Raw genomic sequence first — 19,719 nt, 5'->3', positions numbered from 1 at the left:
CGCAAATGCCTTCCACCGTCCGCACCGCGCGAGCGCCTACGGACCTTAAACCGAACCTCATACGAGTCAAGAAACGCGATGACGGATGAGTCCGCATCGGACGGTGGAGGCTGCCTGTGTTGTCCAAAAAACGGGGCAGACTCCAGTGCGGAGTCTGCCCCGAAAAAAAGAATGGCAAAGCAAGAACGTGGATGGACGAGAAAAGTGTCCGCAAGTCTCATGGCCATCACATCCCACCTGCCAAAGGGATGGGTGAGCGAGCGTTACTCCTGCTCGGACTCCTCAGCCTGCTTACGGCTGCGGATGAGGTGCGCCACGCCGATGCACAGCACCGCGCCACCAGCGATCCAGGTGAAGGTCACGCCGTTGAGACCGGTCAGCGGGAGGTTGGAGCCCTTCTTATCGGTAACGGTGAGGTGCACCATGCCGTCAGTGGAGTTTTCGACTTTGACGAGCGCCTGATTGTCTCCATCAGTTACCTTAGCCTTAGGGGTAACCACGGTGGTGTCGTTCTCGGAAAGCTCACCGCTTGTAATGGTGAACGTGATGCCTTTGTCGCCGTGAGAGTTATCGTAGCCAGGTGCGGGCGTGACCTCTGTGAGGACATAAGTGCCCTCATCGAGACCGACAACGTTAATCTTGCCGCTGGAATCCGTGGTAAGCTTGGCTTTCTCGGCGTTCGTCTGTTTTACACCGGTGCAATCGATGAACATATTCTCGAGTTCGCCCTCGTCGTTCTTCTCCTGCAGCTTGAACACAACACCGGAGAGCTTCTTAGGGGTTTCCTCATTACCAACCTTGGTGACGTCAATGCCGTAGGTGTAGTCGTAGGCGGGATGCACGACTGTTGTACCTGTTTCGTTAGAGTGGGGGTTATTGGAATAGGTCAGAGTAACGGTATTCTTCTGGCCTTTACCGAGTATATCGGCGTTAACCTTAGTAGGGTTGAGCTTTGCCTTATAGTTCACATAGATTTTGGAGCTACCACTAACGGTAATATCCTTATCCTTGTCAGATTTAATTTCTCCCTTAAGGTTGTCAAAAGAAACAACAAGCTCGTTCTTTCCTTGATCAGTGACGTAGTTCGCAGTGTAGTAGCCTTCCTTGACCTTAGCATTGTCAATCTTGACCTCAACAACAGGTTTACCGTCGGAGAGGTTGGGAACCATCGTAGAAGGCAGATCATCAGTAAAGGTATAGCTGTACTTTTCGTAAGTATTGATATTGCTGGCCACGGTACCTGCAAGCTGGTACTCAATCAGCTGGTCGGATGCAGAGTCCGCAACCCTATTGGGCGCCTCGAAAACGTCCCTGTTCCCATCTGTCACAAAACTACCGTTGTTATCGTCCTTGACTGCCTTGGTAACGCTGGGGACATCCTTCTTGGGCTCCACCTTTACATCTTCGCCACCGACGACAGCGAAGATCGGTGAGGTGTAAGCGTCTTTATTGCGATCTGCTCCAGTAGTTGCACCGACCGACTTCGTTTCAAAGAGCCAGTAGCCGGCATCGATGCCCTCAAATGTTCCCGGGGTACCACTCTTCGCATCTGTCCACGTCTGGCCTTCAAGCGACTTAGCAATCATGTCGAGCACACTTCCGGCATTGACGTTATTGCCCACAACTTCAGAACTGTGGTTATTGATGAAGTTGACCCATGCCTGAGCGGAATTATCGTTAGGCAAATCACTAGGTTTAGAGCCATTATCAACATTATCAAACGCCGTAGTCACTGCAGCCTTCACGGAATTATTTGCCCAATCAATATCGGAAAGGGTCTTATCGCCAGTGGAATCCCAGACTCCCTCGCTCTTCTGGTCCTGCGTAACCTTAGCCTTGAAAATCTGAATACCCTTAAAGGTCGTATCCTTGTAGGTCTCCTCATTAATCGTCACGTTGCCACTCGTCGTAGCCACCGGCGTACCCTCAGCAAACGCCATCGTCACCGGTGCCATAACCCCGCCGAAGCTCAACGCTGCGGTGAGGCCTGCCGTCACTGCCAGGCGTGCAATGTTCTTGCTCATGCTCATCTTCTTTTCCTCTGCTTTCTGCTTGAATTTCATTTGATCTAAAAACATCTGTCTGTTTCTAAGCATCTGCTTCGTTACGTCTAGCCCCGCTCTCTGTGGGGCTGCCAGCTACTCTTTATGGCTGCCACCTCCCCGCTTGACCAGGAGCGCGGCCACGATGAGCGCGGCTCCGACGACCGCAACGGCGGCCGCGGCGTACATTGCCATATCGCCAGTCGAGGGCATAAAGCCTCCGGTGAAGATGCTAGGGGGCGTGCCGGCGGGCGAGTTGATGAGCGACGCCTCCAGGCTGCCCGTCGACCCGTCCGCGCCGTCGGCGCGCAGGGGCGACTCGGCCGTGATGGTGAGCTTGGGCTTGGAAGCGGCCACCTGGTCGACGTCCAGGCCCTCGGCCTTGACCGTCACAGAGCGCGTACCCTCAAAGGCGGTGTAGCCCTTGGGCGCCTTGAGCTCGCGGACCTCCAGCTTGCCCGAGTCCACGCCCGAGACGGCCACACGGCCGTCCTCGCCCGTGGTGACGGTGGCCTTGCCCTCCGCATCCCACGTGCCGTCGGCCGCTAGCGTGCGGCCGCGGTCGTCGGCGATGCTCAGGACCGCCCCAGCAAGCGGCTTGTCACCGTCGCTGCCGCGCTTGGTGAGCGCGAGATCCCAGGTGTAGGCGCACGCATCGTCGCTCGGCGTGCAGGTGAAGCCGGCGTCGCCCGACTGGTCGGCAAAGGGAGAGCGCGGGTAGCGCAGGTAGACCTCGTTGGGGTTGCCCTTCGCGATACCGTGATTGCATGCGCTGTTGAGCGGCGCGTTGTACACGGCGACAACGCGGGCGCCCGCGGTAAAGGCGTCGGCCCCGCCGAGCGCGGCGATCAGGTCGCCGGTGCGCACGGTGAAGGTCTTACCGTCGACCGAGACCCTGCACTGGGCCGTGATGTCGGTCCAGCCCTTCGCGGGCTCGGTGCCGGCGCGGCCGTCCTTGCCGGCCGAGACGGCGTCGAAGCCGCCGTCCGCGCCCGCCGCCACGTACACGCGCATGCTCGCGGCGAACTTGGAGAGGTCGAGCCCCGCGCTCATGGTGTCGACGAACTGCACCGTATAGGTGTCGTAGGCGGTAAGACCCGCCGGGACCGTGGCCGAGAGGCGCCAGTACAGGTCGTCGGCGACCGTGGCGTCGGCGGCCTTCTGCCAGGCGGCGGTGCTGTCCTCCAGCACGTGCTTAGCGACCTTGGGGGTCGCGGCCTTGGGCTTGACGGTGACGGCGCTGCCGCCCACAAGAGTCATGATCGGCGCGGTGCCGGCCTCGCCCTCGGCGATGGCGTCGTCGTCGGCGACGATGAGCCAGTAGCCACAGGACAGCTCGGCCGTCGTGCCCGCGTTAAGGGGCACGGACTCGGCATCAGAGCTCTGGAGGGAACGAGCGAGCTGTGCGCTCAGCGCGCTCGTAAGGTGGGAATCGGTGTTGAGCCACTCGGCAGCTTCCTGCGCGGTGGTCTGGGAATTGGACATGCCGGCGCTGTGCAGAACGGGCAACGCAGCGTCGCGCACGGCGTCGCTTGCCCAGGCGAGGTCGGTGGCGATCTTGGCGTCGCTGTCGCCGTCGACGACGTTGGCGCTAAAGATCTGGTAGGCGTCGTAGCTGCTCGCCACGGTGCCGCTCACCGTGATGGAACCGGTCGAGGTCGGCGCGGCCTGCGCGGAAGCGGGGAACACAACCGCGCAGGTGCCGATCAGGAGGGCAAGCAGCGCAAACAAGATCGGGAAGGAGCAAACTTTCTTATTCACGACGCTTACCTCCCTTCACATTCGCCTTGCGACGAATGTGCATCCAGGCCGCAGCAGCGCAAAGCACCGCCGCGCCGGCAAGGTACGTCAGAGTGACGCCCGACATACCAGAAAGGGGCAAAGAGGTGGAGTAGGTGTTGGTGAAGGTGGGGATGGAGGTGTCGGTGAGGTCGTGGTCTTCGCTATTAACGTCTTCCACCCACTTGCCATCGGAGTCGACGGTTCCCTTCCTGTAGGTCACCTTGCAGTTGATGGTTCCCTCGGTATTGTCCGTTGCAACAACCGTGAACTTATAGACCGACTGATCGAACTTGTAATGCGAGGAAATCGAGCTATCGTTCTTCTCACGCACGTAGTACGTGAAGGTCTTGGAAGCACCGTGTTTGGTGGTATCCCCACCCTCGAGTTTGCTCAAGTCATAGCTGATGGGATCAAAGATCAACGTTTGAGGATTCGTGCCCGTCGCAGAGGTCGTCACAGTCTTGAGACTATCTCCTTTGAACTTTGTATTATCCGCAAACTCGAGCGTAAACCCCTTCATCTCGCCGCCCTCAACGACCTTGGTCGCCATGGGCTTCCAAGAGCCGCTGGAGGTGTACGGAGTGTACTTGTTGGTGAAGGTCTTTGATCCATCGGAGCAACCAATTGAATAGTAGCCGTCTTCACCCGGCTGCACCCCACCCAGCGGGCTGCTTTGATCCTCGGAGTGCCTGGTCACGCTCACGCTTGCGATCGTGCAGTTATGAACGTAAAGCTCCACGTTATCGTTCGGATCATCCTTTTTCGGCACCTTCATGAGCAAAGTTTTGTTGTCCGTGAGCTGCACCTCGATCTCGTACACAGTGTGGTCGTACTCAATGCCAGAGACTCCACCGGTCTGTTCGACCAAGTAGTATGTAATCTTGTTAGCCTCAACAGTCTTATCAATGAACTGTTCGCCAAGGTCAAACGTGATGTTGCCGTCAGCTTCATTCTTGGCAGTTCCGACCAAGGTGCAGCCGCCATTGTTGAATTCATCTTTGTTCCAAGAGGGCATCGTCGCAGTGGCCGAATCCCTACGATAGACAGCGAAGGAGAACTGATCTTTGGCGAGCGTTTCTTCTACTCCGGTTTGCTTATTTTTCAGCGCCTTTGACGCCTTCAGTTTAAGGCTCGGATAGACGTATGTATCCGCAGGCTGACCCAGGTACAGGTCGCCATTCGACATGATGCCACCGCCATGGTCCCAGGAATAGTTGCCCGTGATGAAAGTTGTAGCGGCATCCTGTGCTTTATTCGCTTCATCACTTCCAACTTCGACATCCGAAGTCAGACCGACGCTCCGATAAATCTTCACGCCGCCATTGGCAGGGATAGTGATAGCCTCATAGAGTTCGTCGTTATCACTGGGTTCTTTGTTATCACTGCGTTCTTTGCTTCCCCGATACTTGGCATCTTCGCCGCCGAGCATCTTGCCGATTATTGCCGCAAGCGGTTCCTTATGGCCAGCCTTTGCCACAAGGAAGAAATCGGCATGGCCGTTCTCGCGAAACACCTTCGAATTGTATGCATCTTGATCTTCAGTCTTATCAAAACCCTCAGCACCACCAGCTGAAAGATGGGGCGTACCATTATTATACTTTCCATCTGCCGGCTTATAATCGATGGCATTTTGCTCACTGCCAGCAGACGAATTGCCAAAGATTGCCGTGCCGTTAGTGTTCGTTACCAACGTCTTGCCCGTGGGGCAGACTGCTACGCCGCCGCCATAGCCACCAGCGGTATTGCTGCTAATGTACGAGTTGTATACAAATAATCTACCAGCGGTCTTTTCCTTACCCGCATCCGAGTTTCCCTGGACGAAGATACCGCCACCGCCCCAGTCAAAGCGAGACATGCAATGGTTATTCGTAATGTAGACCTTGCTGCTCGTAGCGTCGCCAATCATCGCGTCAACCATCTGGCCCACGCGAATGCCGGCACCTTCAGATTGATAGCTTACATTAGAGGCAATAATCCCTCCCGTGATATGCAGCCACGCCATTCCCGTACGAGGCTTGTCATTTCGACCCACATCGGTAACGTAAACGCCGCCACCGGCTTCCTCGGAATAATTGCCAGTAATCTGGCCACCGAAAATGCTGACATGGGCGCCGTTATTGGCAGCAAGCCCGCCGCCGCCATGGCAACCCCAGCCATCATTACCGCAGAACTTAGCCATTCTATTATTCGTGATATAGCCGCCCGAAACGGTTACGCTGCCGCCTACGGCCATAATGCCGCCACCATAGCCAGGCTGGTCGCTTTCCCCATTGAACGTCGCATTACCCGAAATAACCGCGTCCTTCGAAATGGAAACGTTCGAGCCATTCGAGTACACGCCGGCACCTTTGGGAGCGTAGTTTGCAGCGATAACACCGCCGATCAGACTGAGGGTCGATACATTGCCGTTTGTATTAACCATAATGCCCGCACCGGTACCCGAAGTTCCCGTAGAGGCACCGCATACGTAGCCACCGCTCATATTGACGGTAGAACCGTTCTCGGCATAGATGAGGCTGCCGACATTGCAGTCCTCTTTCTGCGTAAGCGTACCGCCCTGAAGGTTAAACGTGCCGCCCTGGTAAACGTTAATGAGCTTCATCGTGGAGTTCTTGGTGACTCCAACGATTGCGCCCTGAATAGTCGCTTTGTGCTCATAGATCTTCTCAGTGGTACCTACACCACTTGCAGTCGATTCGGTTACGTAATAGATAAGGCCAGTCGGAATGCCATTCTTGTCATAAGTCATCTTTGCCGTCTTGCCATAATTTTCAGGTGTCAGATGCTCGTCCTTATCTTGCAGCTGCTGGCCGTCGTCAACATCCTCCTGAATGTGCCCAGAGTCCACGTCGTCCACGACCGTAAGCGTCGCGCCCTTAGCAATATCAAACAGAGGCTTGCCATTACTATCATCGTGCTTAATCTTGTGACCATTTAAGTTCAAGGTGATATTGATGAGATTGTCGCTGGACTGTTCGAGCCTAATCTCATCGTCATAGTCGATATCGGCCATAAGCTTAAAAGTAGCAGCGCCGGCTCCATCACGCAGTTTATTGTTAAGGAGCTTTGAGCTCAGCTCTGCCCCGTTGCGAATTTCATAATCTGATTCATTCTCCGCAGCAGGCGCGATTGCGTCTTCACCATTAGTGTCGTCTTCGGCAGGCTGCTCAGCACTTTTTGCTTCCGTGTCATCGGGCGACAGGCCCGTCGCGACAGCGCCACCAGAGGTCTCGTCGCCCTCGGTCTCGACACTAATGTGGTTTTCGGTATCCCCGTTGTTGGTGTTGTCTACATCAGTAGACTCACTTGAGGAACCCCCCCCCATCACAGTTTCCTCGGCAGAAACCGTCTGGACATCGTTGGCAATGGCCTGCGAGATTGGAGGCATGACGAGCGACAGTACCAGGCTCAACACGGAGGCTCCGCACAAAACGCCTGCCAGTACACGGCGCGTCGCTTTTTTACTCTGCTTAGTTTTTTCTGAATTCGCTTTCATCGATGTCTCCTCCCCAAGAGACCGCGATCTTGCTCTTTCACCATCAAACGTATCTGCGCAATCTGTAATTGCGCTCGCTTAGTAATACTATTGTAACTATTGTTTAAACATCCGAGCAACAAAACCGACATTTTTGTAGCCAGTTCTCAATTCTCTTGACATTTACTCAGATTTGCTTTCGTTTATTCGCTATCTGTTTTTTGTTTCTGCTGGTAATTTAGTTGCCTATTATTTTTTAATGGCATTAGATTTATTTGCACAACATTTTGCTCAAGAGTAAACATCCTGTGAACGGTTGAAAATCGACCGTGAACGGTAGGTCATTAACCGGGAGGAATAGACTACCAAATTGATGGGAATATCTTTAGCTCATCGGTGGTTAGAAGCGTAATGTTCAGACAACCATATCTGAATTTGCGCGCAGATTTTAGGCATCAATTCGCCCAAATCGCCTGAGGACACCGCAAAGGTGTCTGTTCCCTTTGCGGTGACTCTCCCCCGGCGCTACAGCAGATGTTCCTCGATAAAGATCGCGATGCCGTCTTTGTCGTTGCTCGCGGTCACAAAGTCGGCGGCGGCACGGGTGGCGTCGCTGCCGTTTGCCATGGCCACGCCCACGCCGACGTCGGCCACCATGCAGGTGTCGTTATCGGCATCGCCAAACACGCAGATGTCCTCGAGCTCCATGTCGTTGAGCTCCGCCACGCGCACAAGGCCGCGCGTCTTGGACACGCGCGGATCCATGAACTCGTAGAGCCGCTGCGTGGTTTGCAGAGCCGCCGCCTTAACAGTGTCATCGGCAAACGTCGACGCCCGCTCAATCACCCGCGGCATCACCTCGGGCGCCATGGTAAACATCACCTTGGGCTGCGGCTCGCGCAACAACTCGGCAAAATCGACCACCTGGTAGGGCACACCGTCGACGCGCGACAGGTGCTCGACGCACGCGTTGCTCTCGGGCACGTAGAACACGCCGTCTCGGGGGCAGACGGGCGTTGCCGGAAGGTCCGCCATGTGCTTGCAGATGCGCGCGATGGTCTCGCCCGGTAGCGGATAGCTCAGCTCGTTGATGTCGTGCGCGCGGTCGATGACCTCGGCGCCACCGCAGCCCACGAGCACGTCCACCAGGCCTTCGATGCCCCAGAGCTCGTACATGGCCTCGGTCGCGTGGGCGTCGCGCCCGGTGCACAGGCCAAAGAGCACGCCGCGCTCGCGCAGGGCGCGGATCGCCGCCACGGTGCGCGGGGACACCGTGTGCTGGCTCGTGAGCAGCGTGCCGTCGATATCGCAGAACACGGCTTTGATATGGCTGAAGGTGGTGTCCATGGGGGCCTTTCTGGGTTGTGCGGCGGTGTGGGGTGTATTCGTAAACGGCGTACATGGTATACCAAGGCACGGGCCGTTGGGGCCCGATCACCACAAAGGTGCCTGGCCCCTTTATGGTGGCTTGTGGCGCTCGGGCCTCAGCGCAATCCATCACAACATTCGACTTTTTTCGGCAAAATCGCGATTTTCATCGAATGTTGTGATGGTTTTTACTGCTTTGCGGCACGATCCAAATGCCGGCGACCAAATAGCAGCAACGCCGCGGGAACCGCCGTCACGACCATGCCCGCCCCTACGAGCGTCTGCTGCACGCCAAACGTCGCCGCCAGCCACGGGGCAATCGCCAGCGGGGCCACGCCGGCAAACATGTTGCCAAAGCCCATGACCGAGTTCACGCGACCGAGCTGCTCGAGCGGGGCCGTCGTTTGCACGATAGTGTTGTGGAGCGGATTGACGACACCCCAGGCCACGCCCAGGGCAATCTGGCCGACGAGGGCCACGCCTACGTACGGCGTCCCCACATAGAGCAAACTTCCCAGGCCCACGGACATAAGCGCCACGAGCAGCGATTTAAGGTTGACCAGGTGCGGTGGCAAGCGGAGCGCGACCACGGCGCCCAGCACCGCGCCCAAACCGCTGGCCGACGAGAGCCAGCCCATCCATTCGACACCGACGCGCAGGACATCGCGGTAGAAGAACGACTCCAGCGGATCGAAGGCACCGTAGCCAAAGTTTGAAAGGAAGATGATGCAGAACAGCAGGGCGAGGACGCTGTTGGTAAAGACTGTCTTGATGCTGGTCGCGAAGGTTGCACGGGTGGATTTACTGGAGTCGGAGCTTTGACTGGCGGTACTTGCCGTTGTGCTGCTATCCGCGGGAGTACTTTCGCGCGCGGCGACGCGACCTGCTTGCGGCCTAAAGCCCCAACCGGCAACAAGTGCCAGCACTGTAAAGAGCATCATGAGCACGAACACCGCGCGCGACGACGCAGCCGCCGCGACAAAGCCGCCCAGCGTGGGACCAACGATGATGCTCACGTTTGAAAACATGGCGATGGCAGAGTTGATGTCTTTGAGCTCGACAGGATCGTCGGTGAGATACGCCGGATAGGACGTGGCGATGGGCTGGGCGAATCCCATCACGAAGCCCAGGAGCACCGCACCGAGCAGGACGATGCCGGTCGCGCTGCCAAAGGCGATAATCGCCGCGCCGGTTGTCAGCGCGCCGACGATGCTCAGCAAAAAATGGCGGCGCGGGCCCAAAGCGTCGAGCGCCGCTCCACCCGCAAAGGACCCCAGGATCACGAAAACGTTCATAAACAGAACGGCCAGCGATGTCGCCACGACCGAGGCATCGTCTGCATAGGTGAGCGTTCCGATGACGCCGATAAAGTAGCTGGTCTGAAAACCGGTGTAGATGAGAAAGCGCATCGCCACCAGGCGCCTGGCCTGCACGGACAGCGATGGTTGAGGCTTTGAGAAAAGAGAGGCGAGCATGGAGACTCCTTGTTTCATACGAATGCAGACGGCGGGCATTCGCCACCGTCTGTCAAATCAATCTATCCGCATGAAACATTAAGGACGCATCAAGCCCCTTCTCTCCGTTTTTCGCCCGTCATGAACTACTTGGTAGATTGTAAGGCATGTCCCAACCATCTACCAAAGCAAAAACCACCACAAAGGTGCCTGGCCCCTTTGTGGTGGAAGTGACGTTTGCCCAGATAAAACCTGCCAAAATAAGCCTGTCCCTTTTTGGCAGGTTTTAGGCCAGATGATCTTGGATAAGATCGCAGATGGCTCGGGCGTCGTTGATGTTGATGGCTCGAGTCGCAAAGCCAGCATCGAAGGCCTGACGCGCCAGGGCCTCGTTGCAGGCAAGGGCCAGCGTGTGACCGTCGACCAGGTCGAGCGAGCTCTTGCCGCGCAGACGGTCGACACCGGAGCGCGCGACCACGATGTTGTCGAAGCCCTCGGTCTTGTAGCCCTCGATGATCACCACGTCGACATCGTTGTAGCGCGACAGCAGCTCGCGCGCGGGCATCTCGTCCTCCTCGCGCGTGTCGGCGTACTCCGCCCAGCGCGTGGCGCAGATGAGGCCCACGTGCTTGGATCCAGCCTGGTGATGGCGCCAGGTGTCCTTAGCGGGCACGTCGATATCAAAGCCGTGATGTCCATGATGCTTGAGCGAACCCACGCGCAGGCCGCGGCGGGTGAGCTCGGCGATAACCTTCTCGACGAGCGTGGTCTTGCCCGAGTTCTGGTAGCCGATAAACGCGATCGCGGGGACGGCCGCTGCCGGAGCTGCGGGGGCGACGGCGACGGGTGCGCTCGCGGGCACATTGCTCGCGGCACCCACGGCCTCAACAGCAGCGGCCTGACGCTCTGCGCGATCCCACGCGCCCGAGCGGCCGCCCTCCTTGTGCAGCAGGCGCACGTCGACGATCTCCATGCCGCGATCGACGGCCTTGCACATGTCGTAGATGGTTAAGCACGCGGCACTCGCGCCGGTCAACGCCTCCATCTCGATACCCGTCTTGCCCGTCACGCCCGCCGTAACCAGCACGTGAAAGCCAACCTGCCCGTCCGTGCGCGCCGGTGCCCAGCCCTCGGGCACGTCCTCGGCCGGCGTCCCCGCCGGAGCGATGGGCGCAATGTCGCACTTGCTCTTGGTAATGAGCAACGGATGGCACATGGGAATAATATCGCTCGTGCGCTTGATGGCCATGATGCCCGCCACACGCGCGCAGGCAAGCACGTCGCCCTTTTTGGCGCGGTCCTGCAGCACCATGGCCTGCGTCTCGGGATGCATGAGGATGGTGCCCTCGGCGATGGCAATGCGATGGGTCTCGGCCTTGTCGGACACGTCGACCATGCGTACCTCGCCCTTGGCGTCCACGTGCGTCAGCTCGTCGCGACGGGCGTCACGGGCGGGCTCGGTGGCAGCGCTGGCAGTCGGCTGCGCGGACGCGTCGACGTTGCCAGCATTCGCCGCGGCCGTGGCTTTGTGGGCAGACATCGCGGCCCTGCGAGCGGCCTTGGTGGCATCGGCGTACCTGCTCTTGGCCATATGATCATCCTCCGATTTGGGACATAAATCGTTGCGTGCCCTCAATTATCGCGTGTTCCTGCGGTTTGTGGGCCACAGCATCGCGCCAAATCGAAAGTACCTGCATATCATCACCACGGCGCAGCGCCTCACGCACCGAATACTCGGCATCGCTGAACAGGCACGGACGCACGTTGCCATCGGCCGTCAAGCGCAGACGGTTGCAATTCGCACAAAAATGGTTGGACATGGCGCTGATAAAGCCAACCGTTCCCGCCGCGCCCGGAAAGTGCCAATAGCGCGCAGGGCCCGCGCCGGCAGGAGCGTCGTTGATGTCGAGCGGCTCGAGCTCGCCCAGTCCCGCCGCGGCGGCCCCGGCATTGATGCGCGCCCGCAGCTCGTCGCTCGGCACGGTATCGCTCGCGTCCCACAGCTCGGGATTGAGCGCGGGCGCATGCGGGTCCACAGCGCAATGCGAGCTCGTGTGTTCGTCGCCAATGGGCATGTATTCGATAAAGCGCAGGTGGATGGGGCGGTCGAGCGTGAGCCGCGCGAGGGCCGCCACATCTTGGTTGAGTCGGCGCACAACAACGCAGTTGACCTTAACGGGCTCAAAGCCCCAGGCCAGCGCCGCGTCGATGCCAGCCATGGTCTGCTCGAGCCGGCCCAGGCGCGTGATCTTTCCAAACAGCTCGGGGTCGAGTGTGTCGAGCGAAATGTTGACGCGGTTAAGCCCGGCATCTTTAAGCTGCGGCGCCAGCTTGGGCAGCAGGGCGCCGTTGGTGGTAAGCGAGATGTCCTCGATCTGCGGAATCGCGCGGATGTCGCGAATGAGCGGGATGATACGGCGGCTGACCAGCGGCTCGCCGCCCGTCAGGCGTACGCGGCGAATGTCCTCCCCCGCCACCAGGCGCACAAAGCGGGCGATTTCCTCGGCGCTGAGCAGCTCGTCGTGCGCGCGGGGCGCCACGCCATCGGCCGGCATGCAGTAAATGCAGCGGAAATTGCACTTGTCGGTAACGGCAATGCGCAGGTAGTTGATATCGCGGCCAAAGCCGTCATGTTGCACGCGCCCGTCCACGCGGCCCTCCTCTCACGCGGCGTTTTATTCTTCGGAAAACATAATACCCCACGAGAGAATCATGCTGACACCCGTACGACAGGACAGGTCGCTTCGAGCAAAACGGACTTTCCAAGCCCATTCTCAGCACAGACCATCACAACATTCGATGCTTTTCACGTTTTTGGCAAAAAACGTCGAATGTTGTGATGGTTTGCCTGCCCACGGCACCCCGCAGAAGGACCAAAGCGCCCCTAAAGGCCGCCGTCCCAGTGCCGAATCACGAATTCTCGCAGATCGTTCTGCCGCTTCTGGAACGCTTCGCTTCGGTCGCACTTAAGGCCCATAGCGAGCGCGATGGCGTTCATCGCCCGATGCAATTGCAGCTGGTGGGCAAACTGAGTCCCGGTGAGGACGATCATCCTAAAGCCCAGCGCGCTCAGCACGGCCATACGCTCCGCATCCGACGCGCTGCGCTGTTTATCAAGATGGTCCGAGCCGTTGTACTCAATCCCCGTACCGCTCGCAGGCGCATATACGTCGATCTCGAAATACCCGGCCTTTGCGAGATACTTGAACTCGTTGGGAACATCGACCCGATGGTTGAGCTCGATCTTGGCGTATCCCAGCCCTCCCTGGGAACGTTTTGCTACGACCATGATTGCGGTGGCCGTCTCCATGGGCGACCGCGCGCCATCGTGCACGCGCTTGAGCACGGCGGCCGCGCGTATAGCCCCCTGACGAGATCGGTTCTCATTGCAATAAACAATCAAGTCGGCAACGGTATACCTCTGCCCCATCTCGATATAATCGCCTGTCGACAGATGATTCAAATGGTATCGGGCACAGATTTCGTAGCCATATTCCAGCTGCTCGGGCTCGCTCATCCACGAACCCGCTTGGACAAAGCACATGGCCTCATCAACCACCAGAAGGCCCTCTGCCACCTCGATAAGATGGCCTGGAGGTACCGGCGCTCCAAACACGTGGCACCTAAATCCAGCCGGCGTCGAGCGCTCAAAATCGAAGTTGACGAGCGTGTCGATATGATCGAGCTCTTCTCGTGGAATACCAAGCGAAACCAGATAGCCGGTAACGATCCCAACTGCCGTTGAAGCCCTCAGCCCCTTGGTATCAAGCCCCAATTTGGGCAGGTCCGCAGTCGGCTCTGCCTCGTTAGCAAGCGAGTCCTCATCGTATAGGCTGCTTGCTCGCGAGAGCGGCTCGGACGGGCGCGCCACGTTGTGGTACAGCCAGGCAGTCTTATGGGACAGGACGATCGGCAGGTCCATGAGCCCTCCAATGGAGTCGGATAACCAACCTTATTCCCCTGCCCACGGGTCCGCACACCTTCATGCGCAAGAAAGCGATTCCACCCGATCGAGTGGCAGAAAAACCATCACAACATTCGATGCTTTTCCCGATTTTGGCAAAAAACGTCGAATGTTGTGATGGTTTGAGGCGAGGTGAGGGGCACGGAGGGATCAAAGCATCGTGCTCGAACGGGTTAATCTAGCTCTTTTAAGCCATGCGCCAGCTGCCAGTACTCGCCGTGCTGGGCGAGCAGCTCTTCGTGCGTGCCGCGCTCGATGATGCGGCCGTGTTCGAGGACCATGATGGCGTCGGCGTCGCGGACGGTGGACAGGCGGTGCGCGATCATAAACGTGGTGCGACCGCGCATGATGCGGTCCATACCGCGCTCGATGAGCTTTTCGGTACGCGTGTCAATGGAGCTCGTGGCCTCGTCCAGGATGAGCACCGGCGGATCGGCGACGGCCACGCGCGCGATGGCGAGCAGCTGACGCTGACCCTGCGACAGGTTGGCGCCGTCGGCCGTGACCGGTGTGTCGTAGCCCCGCGGCAGGCGGCGGATAAACGAGTCGGCGCAGGCGGCCTCGGCAGCGGCGCGCACCTCCTCGTCGGTCGCGTCGAGCTTGCCAAAGCGGATGTTCTGCGCAATGGTGCCGCTAAACAGGTGCGTGTCCTGCAGCACAATGCCGAGCGACCCGCGCAGGCTGGCCTTGGCAATGTGCTTGACGTCGATGCCGTCGTACGTGATCTCGCCGTCATCGACCTCGTAGAAGCGGTTGATGAGGTTGGTAATGGTCGTCTTGCCGGCGCCCGTGGAGCCCACAAACGCAATCTTTTGCCCCGGCTTGGCAAACAGGTTGAGGTCCGTGAGCACGCGGGCGCCCGGCACGTAGGAAAAGTCCACGGCATGGAAGCGCACGTCGCCGGCAAGCGGGACCAAGCCGCACGTGAGCTCGGTACCGTCGGCAGCCACCGCGCGGCCCGACTCATCAACGGCTGCCACGTCATGCAGGTGCCCGTAGACGCCCACGCCCTGGCCCTCGGGAATTTTCCACGCCCACGCGGCATCGCCCGTCTGCACCAGCTCCACGCAGCCCTCGTCCACCTCGGGCTCAAGGTCCATAGCCGCAAACAGGCGCTCGGCACCGGCCAACGCGTTGAGCAAGAAGTTGCCCAGCTGCGTAAACTGGTTGATGGGCATGGCCGCCTGGCGAACGAAGACCAGGTAGCTTGCAAGCGCGCCCACATCGGCGAGCCCCTTGATGCAGAGCATGCCGCCCGCCACGGCGACGATGGCATAGTTGACGTAGCCAATCACGACGGTCATGGGCACCATGGAGTTGGCATAGCTCACGGCGGCGGTACCGGTGCGGCGAAGCTCGTCGTTGCGGCAGGTGAAGCCGGCGACATTCGCTGCCTCACGGTTAAAGACCTTGATGACCTTTTGGCCCGAGACCATTTCTTCGATATATCCGTCCAGGTCGCCAAGCGATGCCTGCTGGGCGGCAAAGAAGCGCTTTGAGCGCGCGCCCGAGTAGCGCGCATACAGCACAATGGCCGCATCGCACACGAGCGTGATGATCGTGAGCTGCCAGTTAAGGATGATGAGCATAGCCGTGGTGCCCACAACCTGAATGGCGGCCTGAATCACGTTGGCAAAGCTGTTGTTGAGCGCCTCGGAGACGGTGTCGACGTCGTTGGTGAAAAAACTCATGATGTCGCCCGAGCGCGTGCTGTCAAAATAACTGAGCGGCAGCGTCTGGATGTGCGCGAACAGGTCGCGGCGAATATCGGACACCACGTGTTGGGCCGCGCGCACCATAATCTGCGAGTAGCCCAGGGCCGAGAGCACGCCCGCAGCGTAGATGATCGCCGTCAGGATGACCTGCTTGGCAAGCAGTTCCTCCCCGCCCGTGGCCAAACCGTTAACGATGGGGCGCACCATGTAGGTGCCGGCGAGGCTCGCGATGGCGGCGACGGAGGCGAGCACGCCCACCGCGAGCAACGAGAACTTGGCATGACCCATGTAGGAGAGCAGGCGGCGCACAGTGCGCTTGAGGTCGGCCGGGCGTGCTTGGGCTGCGGTCTTAGGCATGACGCTCACCCCCTTCCAAGGGCGATCCGCATGCGACGGAGGAAAACGGATCATTCGCGCAACCATCGTCGCTGCCGTCGCCGGCGTCCGCGTTCCCCGCAAACTCCATCTGCGAGGCGTAAATCTCCTGGTAGATGTTGTCGCCCGCCAGCAGCTCCTCGTGCGTGCCCACGCCGTGGACACGACCGTCGTCCAACACCACAATGCGATCGGCATCCATGACGCTCGCGATACGCTGGGCGATGATGAGCACGGTCGTATCGGAAATCCGAGCGATGTGCTCTCGAATCTTTGCGTCGGTCGCCATATCGACCGCGCTGGTGGAGTCATCAAAAATGAGCACGCGCGGATGCTTGAGCAGCGTGCGTGCGATGCAAAGGCGTTGCTTCTGGCCACCCGAGACACCGGCGCCACCTTGCCCCAACTCGCCGTCCAGCCCGCCGATGCGATCAAGGAACTCGTCCACGCACGCTGCGCGGCAAGCCGCGAGGAGCTCATCGTCCGACGCCTGCGGATTGCCCCACTGCAGGTTCTCGCGCACGGTGCCCGTAAACAGCACGTTCTTTTGCAGCACAATGCCTACGGCGTCGCGCAAGGCGACCAGGTCGTAGTCGCGCACGTCGTGTCCGCCCACAAGCACGGCGCCCTCGGTGGCGTCGTACAGGCGCGCAATCAGCTGCACAAGCGAGCTCTTGCCCGAGCCCGTGCCGCCGAGGATGCCCACCGTCGAGCCGCTCTCGATGCGAAGGTCGATATGCTCGAGCACATCCTCGGCTGCATCCGCGCGGTATTTAAAGGAAACGTCGCGAAACTCGATACTGCCGTCCGCTGGCGCCGCAATCGCGAGGTCCCCCGCGGGGTTGGCGATAAAGGGCTCCTCATCGAGCACCTCGGCGATACGGCCCACACTCGTAAGAGCGCGCGTGAGCAGCAAAAACACGTTGGAAATCATCATGAGCGAATTCATGATCAGCAGCACGTAGCTCATAAAGCCCGTGAGCGAGCCCACGCCCAGCTTGCCGGCGAGAATCATGCGGCCGCCAATCCACAGGATGGAGAGCGCAGCCACGTACATCGACAGCTGAAACACCGGCAGGTTGAGCACCGCGCTGCCAAAGGTCTTTGTCGCAGTGCGCGCGAGCTCGGTATTGACGGTGTCGAACTTGGCCTCCTCATGCTCGGTACGAACGTAGGCCTTGACGGCACGCACGGCGGTGAGGCCTTCCTGTACCACGCCGTTGAGGTGGTCCATCGAGGTCTGGAGTTGGCGGTAGAGCGGGCTCACGCGATAGGTGATGACGCCCAGCACGATTGCCAGCACGGGCAAGATGATCGCAAAGACGGTGGCGAGCGGGCGCGACAGCATCAGCGCGTAGATAAGGCCGACGATAAGCGTCACCGGGCCGCGCACCATAGGGCGAAAGCCGTTGCCCACAGCATTTTGGATAACGGTGATGTCCGTGGTCATGCGGGTGACGAGCGAGCTGGCGTCGTAGTTGTCCAGGTTACCAAAAGCGAGCGTCTGAATCTTTTTGTACTCAGCCTCGCGCAGGTTAGCGCCTAGGCCCGAGGCAACGCGGGCGGACGTGTGTGCATAACCCAAGCCCAGTACCAGCGAAAGCGCAGCGCACACCAACATGTACGACCCCTGCAGCAGCATGTAGTTGATATCACCCGCAGGCACGCCCACATCGATGATGTTGGCCATGATGACCGGGATAAACAGCTCGAGCACCGTCTCGACCGACACAAAGAACACGCCGAGGATGGCATCGCGACGGTATGCCCCTAGATAGGAAAACAGTATTTTGAGATTGCGCACGCAGGTTCAACCCCCATCAAACGTTGTTCGCAAACGCACGTATTATTGCGCGCCGAATAATGGTGTCAAGTATTCCGAAATCGTTTTCTGCAAGGTTAGCGCCGGCGGCGAGTTCTCGTGATGTGTGTCCATATTCACTCGGAATAATGGTGCGCGAGACTTTTTCGCCCCACTGCCAACACAAACCTTGACTCTACAATCGCTGTAGGGTTTTCACTACACTGGTACGTAAACAAACCCAGCCAGAAAGCCCCGCCCATGGAACACGACCTCACACGCGGTAATGTCCTTAAGACCATCGCGGTCTTTGCCCTGCCCTATATGCTCTCGTACTTTTTGCAGATGCTCTACGGTATGGCCGACCTGTACATGATGGGGCAGTTTAGCGGCGCCGCCGGCATCACCGCCGTGGGCAATGGCGCGCAGACGCTCTATATCATTACCGTGACGCTCGTGGGCCTGGCCATGGGCACGACGGTCATCGTCGGCCACGCCGTGGGCTCGCGCCGTTTCGATCGCGCCGAGACCGCCATCGGCAACACCATCACGCTCTTTATGGGTGTCTCGGTGGTGCTGGCCGCCATCTTGCTTGCACTGTGCCCGCAGATCGTGGCACTCATTGGCACGCCGGCCGAGGCGGTCGAAGGAACCGCTGCCTACCTGCGCATCTGCTTTGTCGGCATTCCGTTTATCGCCGCATACAACATCCTCTCGGCCATTTTTCGCGGCCTGGGCGATTCGCGCTCGCCCATGTACGTGATCGGCGTGGCATGCATCATCAACATCGCGCTCGACTTTCTGTTTATCGGTCACATGGGGCTCGGCCCCGTGGGTGCGGCACTCGGCACGGTAACCGCGCAGACGGCCAGCGTCGCCCTCGCGCTCGTGTGGCTCAAGAGCCGCCGCACGAACATCCACGTTAAGCGCAGCGACCTGCGCCCCCAGCCCGAGGTGCTCGGCAGCATTCTTAAGATCGGCGTGCCCGTGGCCGTGCAGGACGGCTGTATCCAGGTGGCGTTTATGTTTATCACCGTCATCGCCAACCACCGTGGGCTCGTCGACGCCGCCGCCGTGGGCCTGGTCGAAAAGATGATCAGCTTTTTGTTCATTATGCCGAGTTCCATGGGCGCCACCGTCAGCGCGCTCACGGCACAAAATGCCGGCGCGGGCAAGGGCGACCGCGCGCGTCAAGTGCTCAAGGACGCCATGACGATCTCGGTGGTGTACGGCTGTCTGATCACGGTTCTGATGTGGCTGGTAGCGCCGGCGTTTATCGGCTTTTTTGCCAAGGACGCCGCGGTAGTCGCGGCCGGCACCGGCTATATGCGCAGCTATATTTTTGACGCGATTTTTGCCGGCATCCACATTTGCTTTAGCGGCTTTTTCGCTGCGTATGGCAAGAGCTACATCGGCTTTGCGCACAACGTGCTGGCCGTGGCGCTCATTCGCGTGCCGGGCGCGTGGCTGCTGTCGAACGCCTATTCCGACACGCTGTTTCCCATGGGCATCGCTTCGCCATGCGGATCGATTTTGTCGGCAGTCATTTGCGTGATGGCATTTACCGTACTCAACCGCCGCGGAGCTTTTGACAAGTTGGCAGCGTAGCGGGGCAACGTGAGATTGCCCTGATCGACGACATCATCAGCGATGATCCCACAACATACGTGACGCAGATCACGGTGCCCGTATCGCTAGGCTAGACCGAGCCTCGTCTCTAACTCGGTCAACGCCTCAAAAGCA

At 59.1% G+C, this 19,719-nt stretch carries 11 protein-coding genes; 1 reads left to right on the top strand and 10 read right to left on the bottom strand.

What is annotated here, in order from left to right:
• Positions 1-263: 263 nt before the first annotated feature.
• The 10 genes from AAAV44_RS02165 to AAAV44_RS02120 all read right to left on the bottom strand — a co-directional run bounded on the left by AAAV44_RS02165 (position 264) and on the right by AAAV44_RS02120 (position 17,979).
• Positions 264-2,024 carry a SpaA isopeptide-forming pilin-related protein gene (locus tag AAAV44_RS02165; RefSeq protein ID WP_349114342.1) on the bottom strand — a complete coding sequence of 587 codons (1,761 nt, stop codon included), beginning with the start codon at positions 2,022-2,024 and terminating at the stop codon, positions 264-266.
• Positions 2,025-2,138: 114 nt separating this feature from the next.
• Positions 2,139-3,803, bottom strand: coding sequence for an isopeptide-forming domain-containing fimbrial protein (locus AAAV44_RS02160; RefSeq protein WP_349114341.1), 1,665 nt, complete (start codon positions 3,801-3,803; stop codon positions 2,139-2,141).
• Positions 3,796-7,320, bottom strand: coding sequence for an FctA domain-containing protein (locus tag AAAV44_RS02155; protein WP_349114339.1), 3,525 nt, complete (start codon positions 7,318-7,320; stop codon positions 3,796-3,798). The genes AAAV44_RS02160 and AAAV44_RS02155 overlap by 8 nt, the downstream gene beginning before the upstream one ends.
• Positions 7,321-7,824: 504 nt before the next feature.
• On the bottom strand, positions 7,825-8,646 hold the full coding sequence (locus AAAV44_RS02150; RefSeq protein WP_349114337.1) for an HAD family hydrolase: 822 nt from the start codon (positions 8,644-8,646) through the stop codon (positions 7,825-7,827).
• A gap of 209 nt (positions 8,647-8,855) precedes the next feature.
• On the bottom strand, positions 8,856-10,142 hold the full coding sequence (locus AAAV44_RS02145; RefSeq protein WP_349114336.1) for an MFS transporter: 1,287 nt from the start codon (positions 10,140-10,142) through the stop codon (positions 8,856-8,858).
• 265 nt (positions 10,143-10,407) lie between these two features.
• Positions 10,408-11,712, bottom strand: a complete 1,305-nt coding sequence (gene mobB / locus AAAV44_RS02140; protein WP_349114334.1) for a molybdopterin-guanine dinucleotide biosynthesis protein B — start codon at positions 11,710-11,712, stop codon at positions 10,408-10,410.
• Positions 11,713-11,716: 4 nt separating this feature from the next.
• Positions 11,717-12,772 carry a GTP 3',8-cyclase MoaA gene (gene moaA / locus AAAV44_RS02135; protein WP_349114333.1) on the bottom strand — a complete coding sequence of 352 codons (1,056 nt, stop codon included), beginning with the start codon at positions 12,770-12,772 and terminating at the stop codon, positions 11,717-11,719.
• A 233-nt stretch (positions 12,773-13,005) separates the two neighbouring features.
• Positions 13,006-14,043, bottom strand: coding sequence for a hypothetical protein (locus AAAV44_RS02130; RefSeq protein WP_349114331.1), 1,038 nt, complete (start codon positions 14,041-14,043; stop codon positions 13,006-13,008).
• 215 nt (positions 14,044-14,258) lie between these two features.
• On the bottom strand, positions 14,259-16,157 hold the full coding sequence (locus AAAV44_RS02125; RefSeq protein WP_349114330.1) for an ABC transporter ATP-binding protein: 1,899 nt from the start codon (positions 16,155-16,157) through the stop codon (positions 14,259-14,261).
• Positions 16,150-17,979 (bottom strand): ABC transporter ATP-binding protein, encoded by a 1,830-nt coding sequence (locus AAAV44_RS02120; RefSeq protein ID WP_349114328.1) that lies wholly within the window; start codon positions 17,977-17,979, stop codon positions 16,150-16,152. Before AAAV44_RS02120 ends, AAAV44_RS02125 begins: the two co-directional genes overlap by 8 nt.
• A gap of 258 nt (positions 17,980-18,237) precedes the next feature.
• Between AAAV44_RS02120 and AAAV44_RS02115 the strand changes: the two genes are divergently transcribed.
• Positions 18,238-19,584: an MATE family efflux transporter gene (locus AAAV44_RS02115; protein ID WP_349114327.1), complete on the top strand. Its 1,347-nt coding sequence runs from the start codon at positions 18,238-18,240 to the stop codon at positions 19,582-19,584.
• Positions 19,585-19,719: the final 135 nt, after the last annotated feature.

The organism is Collinsella sp. CLA-AP-H1, assembly GCF_040092945.1.
Lineage (GTDB): Bacteria > Actinomycetota > Coriobacteriia > Coriobacteriales > Coriobacteriaceae > Collinsella.
The sequence above is the reverse complement of the archived record's forward strand: the minus strand, read 5'-3'. Positions and strand labels throughout refer to the sequence as shown.

Bases quoted from the DNA above. Each gene is read 5' to 3' on its own strand.
- AAAV44_RS02125 (WP_349114330.1), bottom strand. From the start codon at position 16,157: ATGCCTAAGACCGCAGCCCAAGCACGCCCGGCCGACCTCAAGCGCACT.
- AAAV44_RS02155 (WP_349114339.1), bottom strand. From the start codon at position 7,320: ATGAAAGCGAATTCAGAAAAAACTAAGCAGAGTAAAAAAGCGACGCGC.
- AAAV44_RS02145 (WP_349114336.1), bottom strand. From the start codon at position 10,142: ATGCTCGCCTCTCTTTTCTCAAAGCCTCAACCATCGCTGTCCGTGCAG.
- AAAV44_RS02165 (WP_349114342.1), bottom strand. From the start codon at position 2,024: ATGAGCAAGAACATTGCACGCCTGGCAGTGACGGCAGGCCTCACCGCA.
- AAAV44_RS02130 (WP_349114331.1), bottom strand. From the start codon at position 14,043: ATGGACCTGCCGATCGTCCTGTCCCATAAGACTGCCTGGCTGTACCAC.
- mobB (WP_349114334.1), bottom strand. From the start codon at position 11,712: ATGGCCAAGAGCAGGTACGCCGATGCCACCAAGGCCGCTCGCAGGGCC.
- AAAV44_RS02150 (WP_349114337.1), bottom strand. From the start codon at position 8,646: ATGGACACCACCTTCAGCCATATCAAAGCCGTGTTCTGCGATATCGAC.
- AAAV44_RS02115 (WP_349114327.1), top strand. From the start codon at position 18,238: ATGGAACACGACCTCACACGCGGTAATGTCCTTAAGACCATCGCGGTC.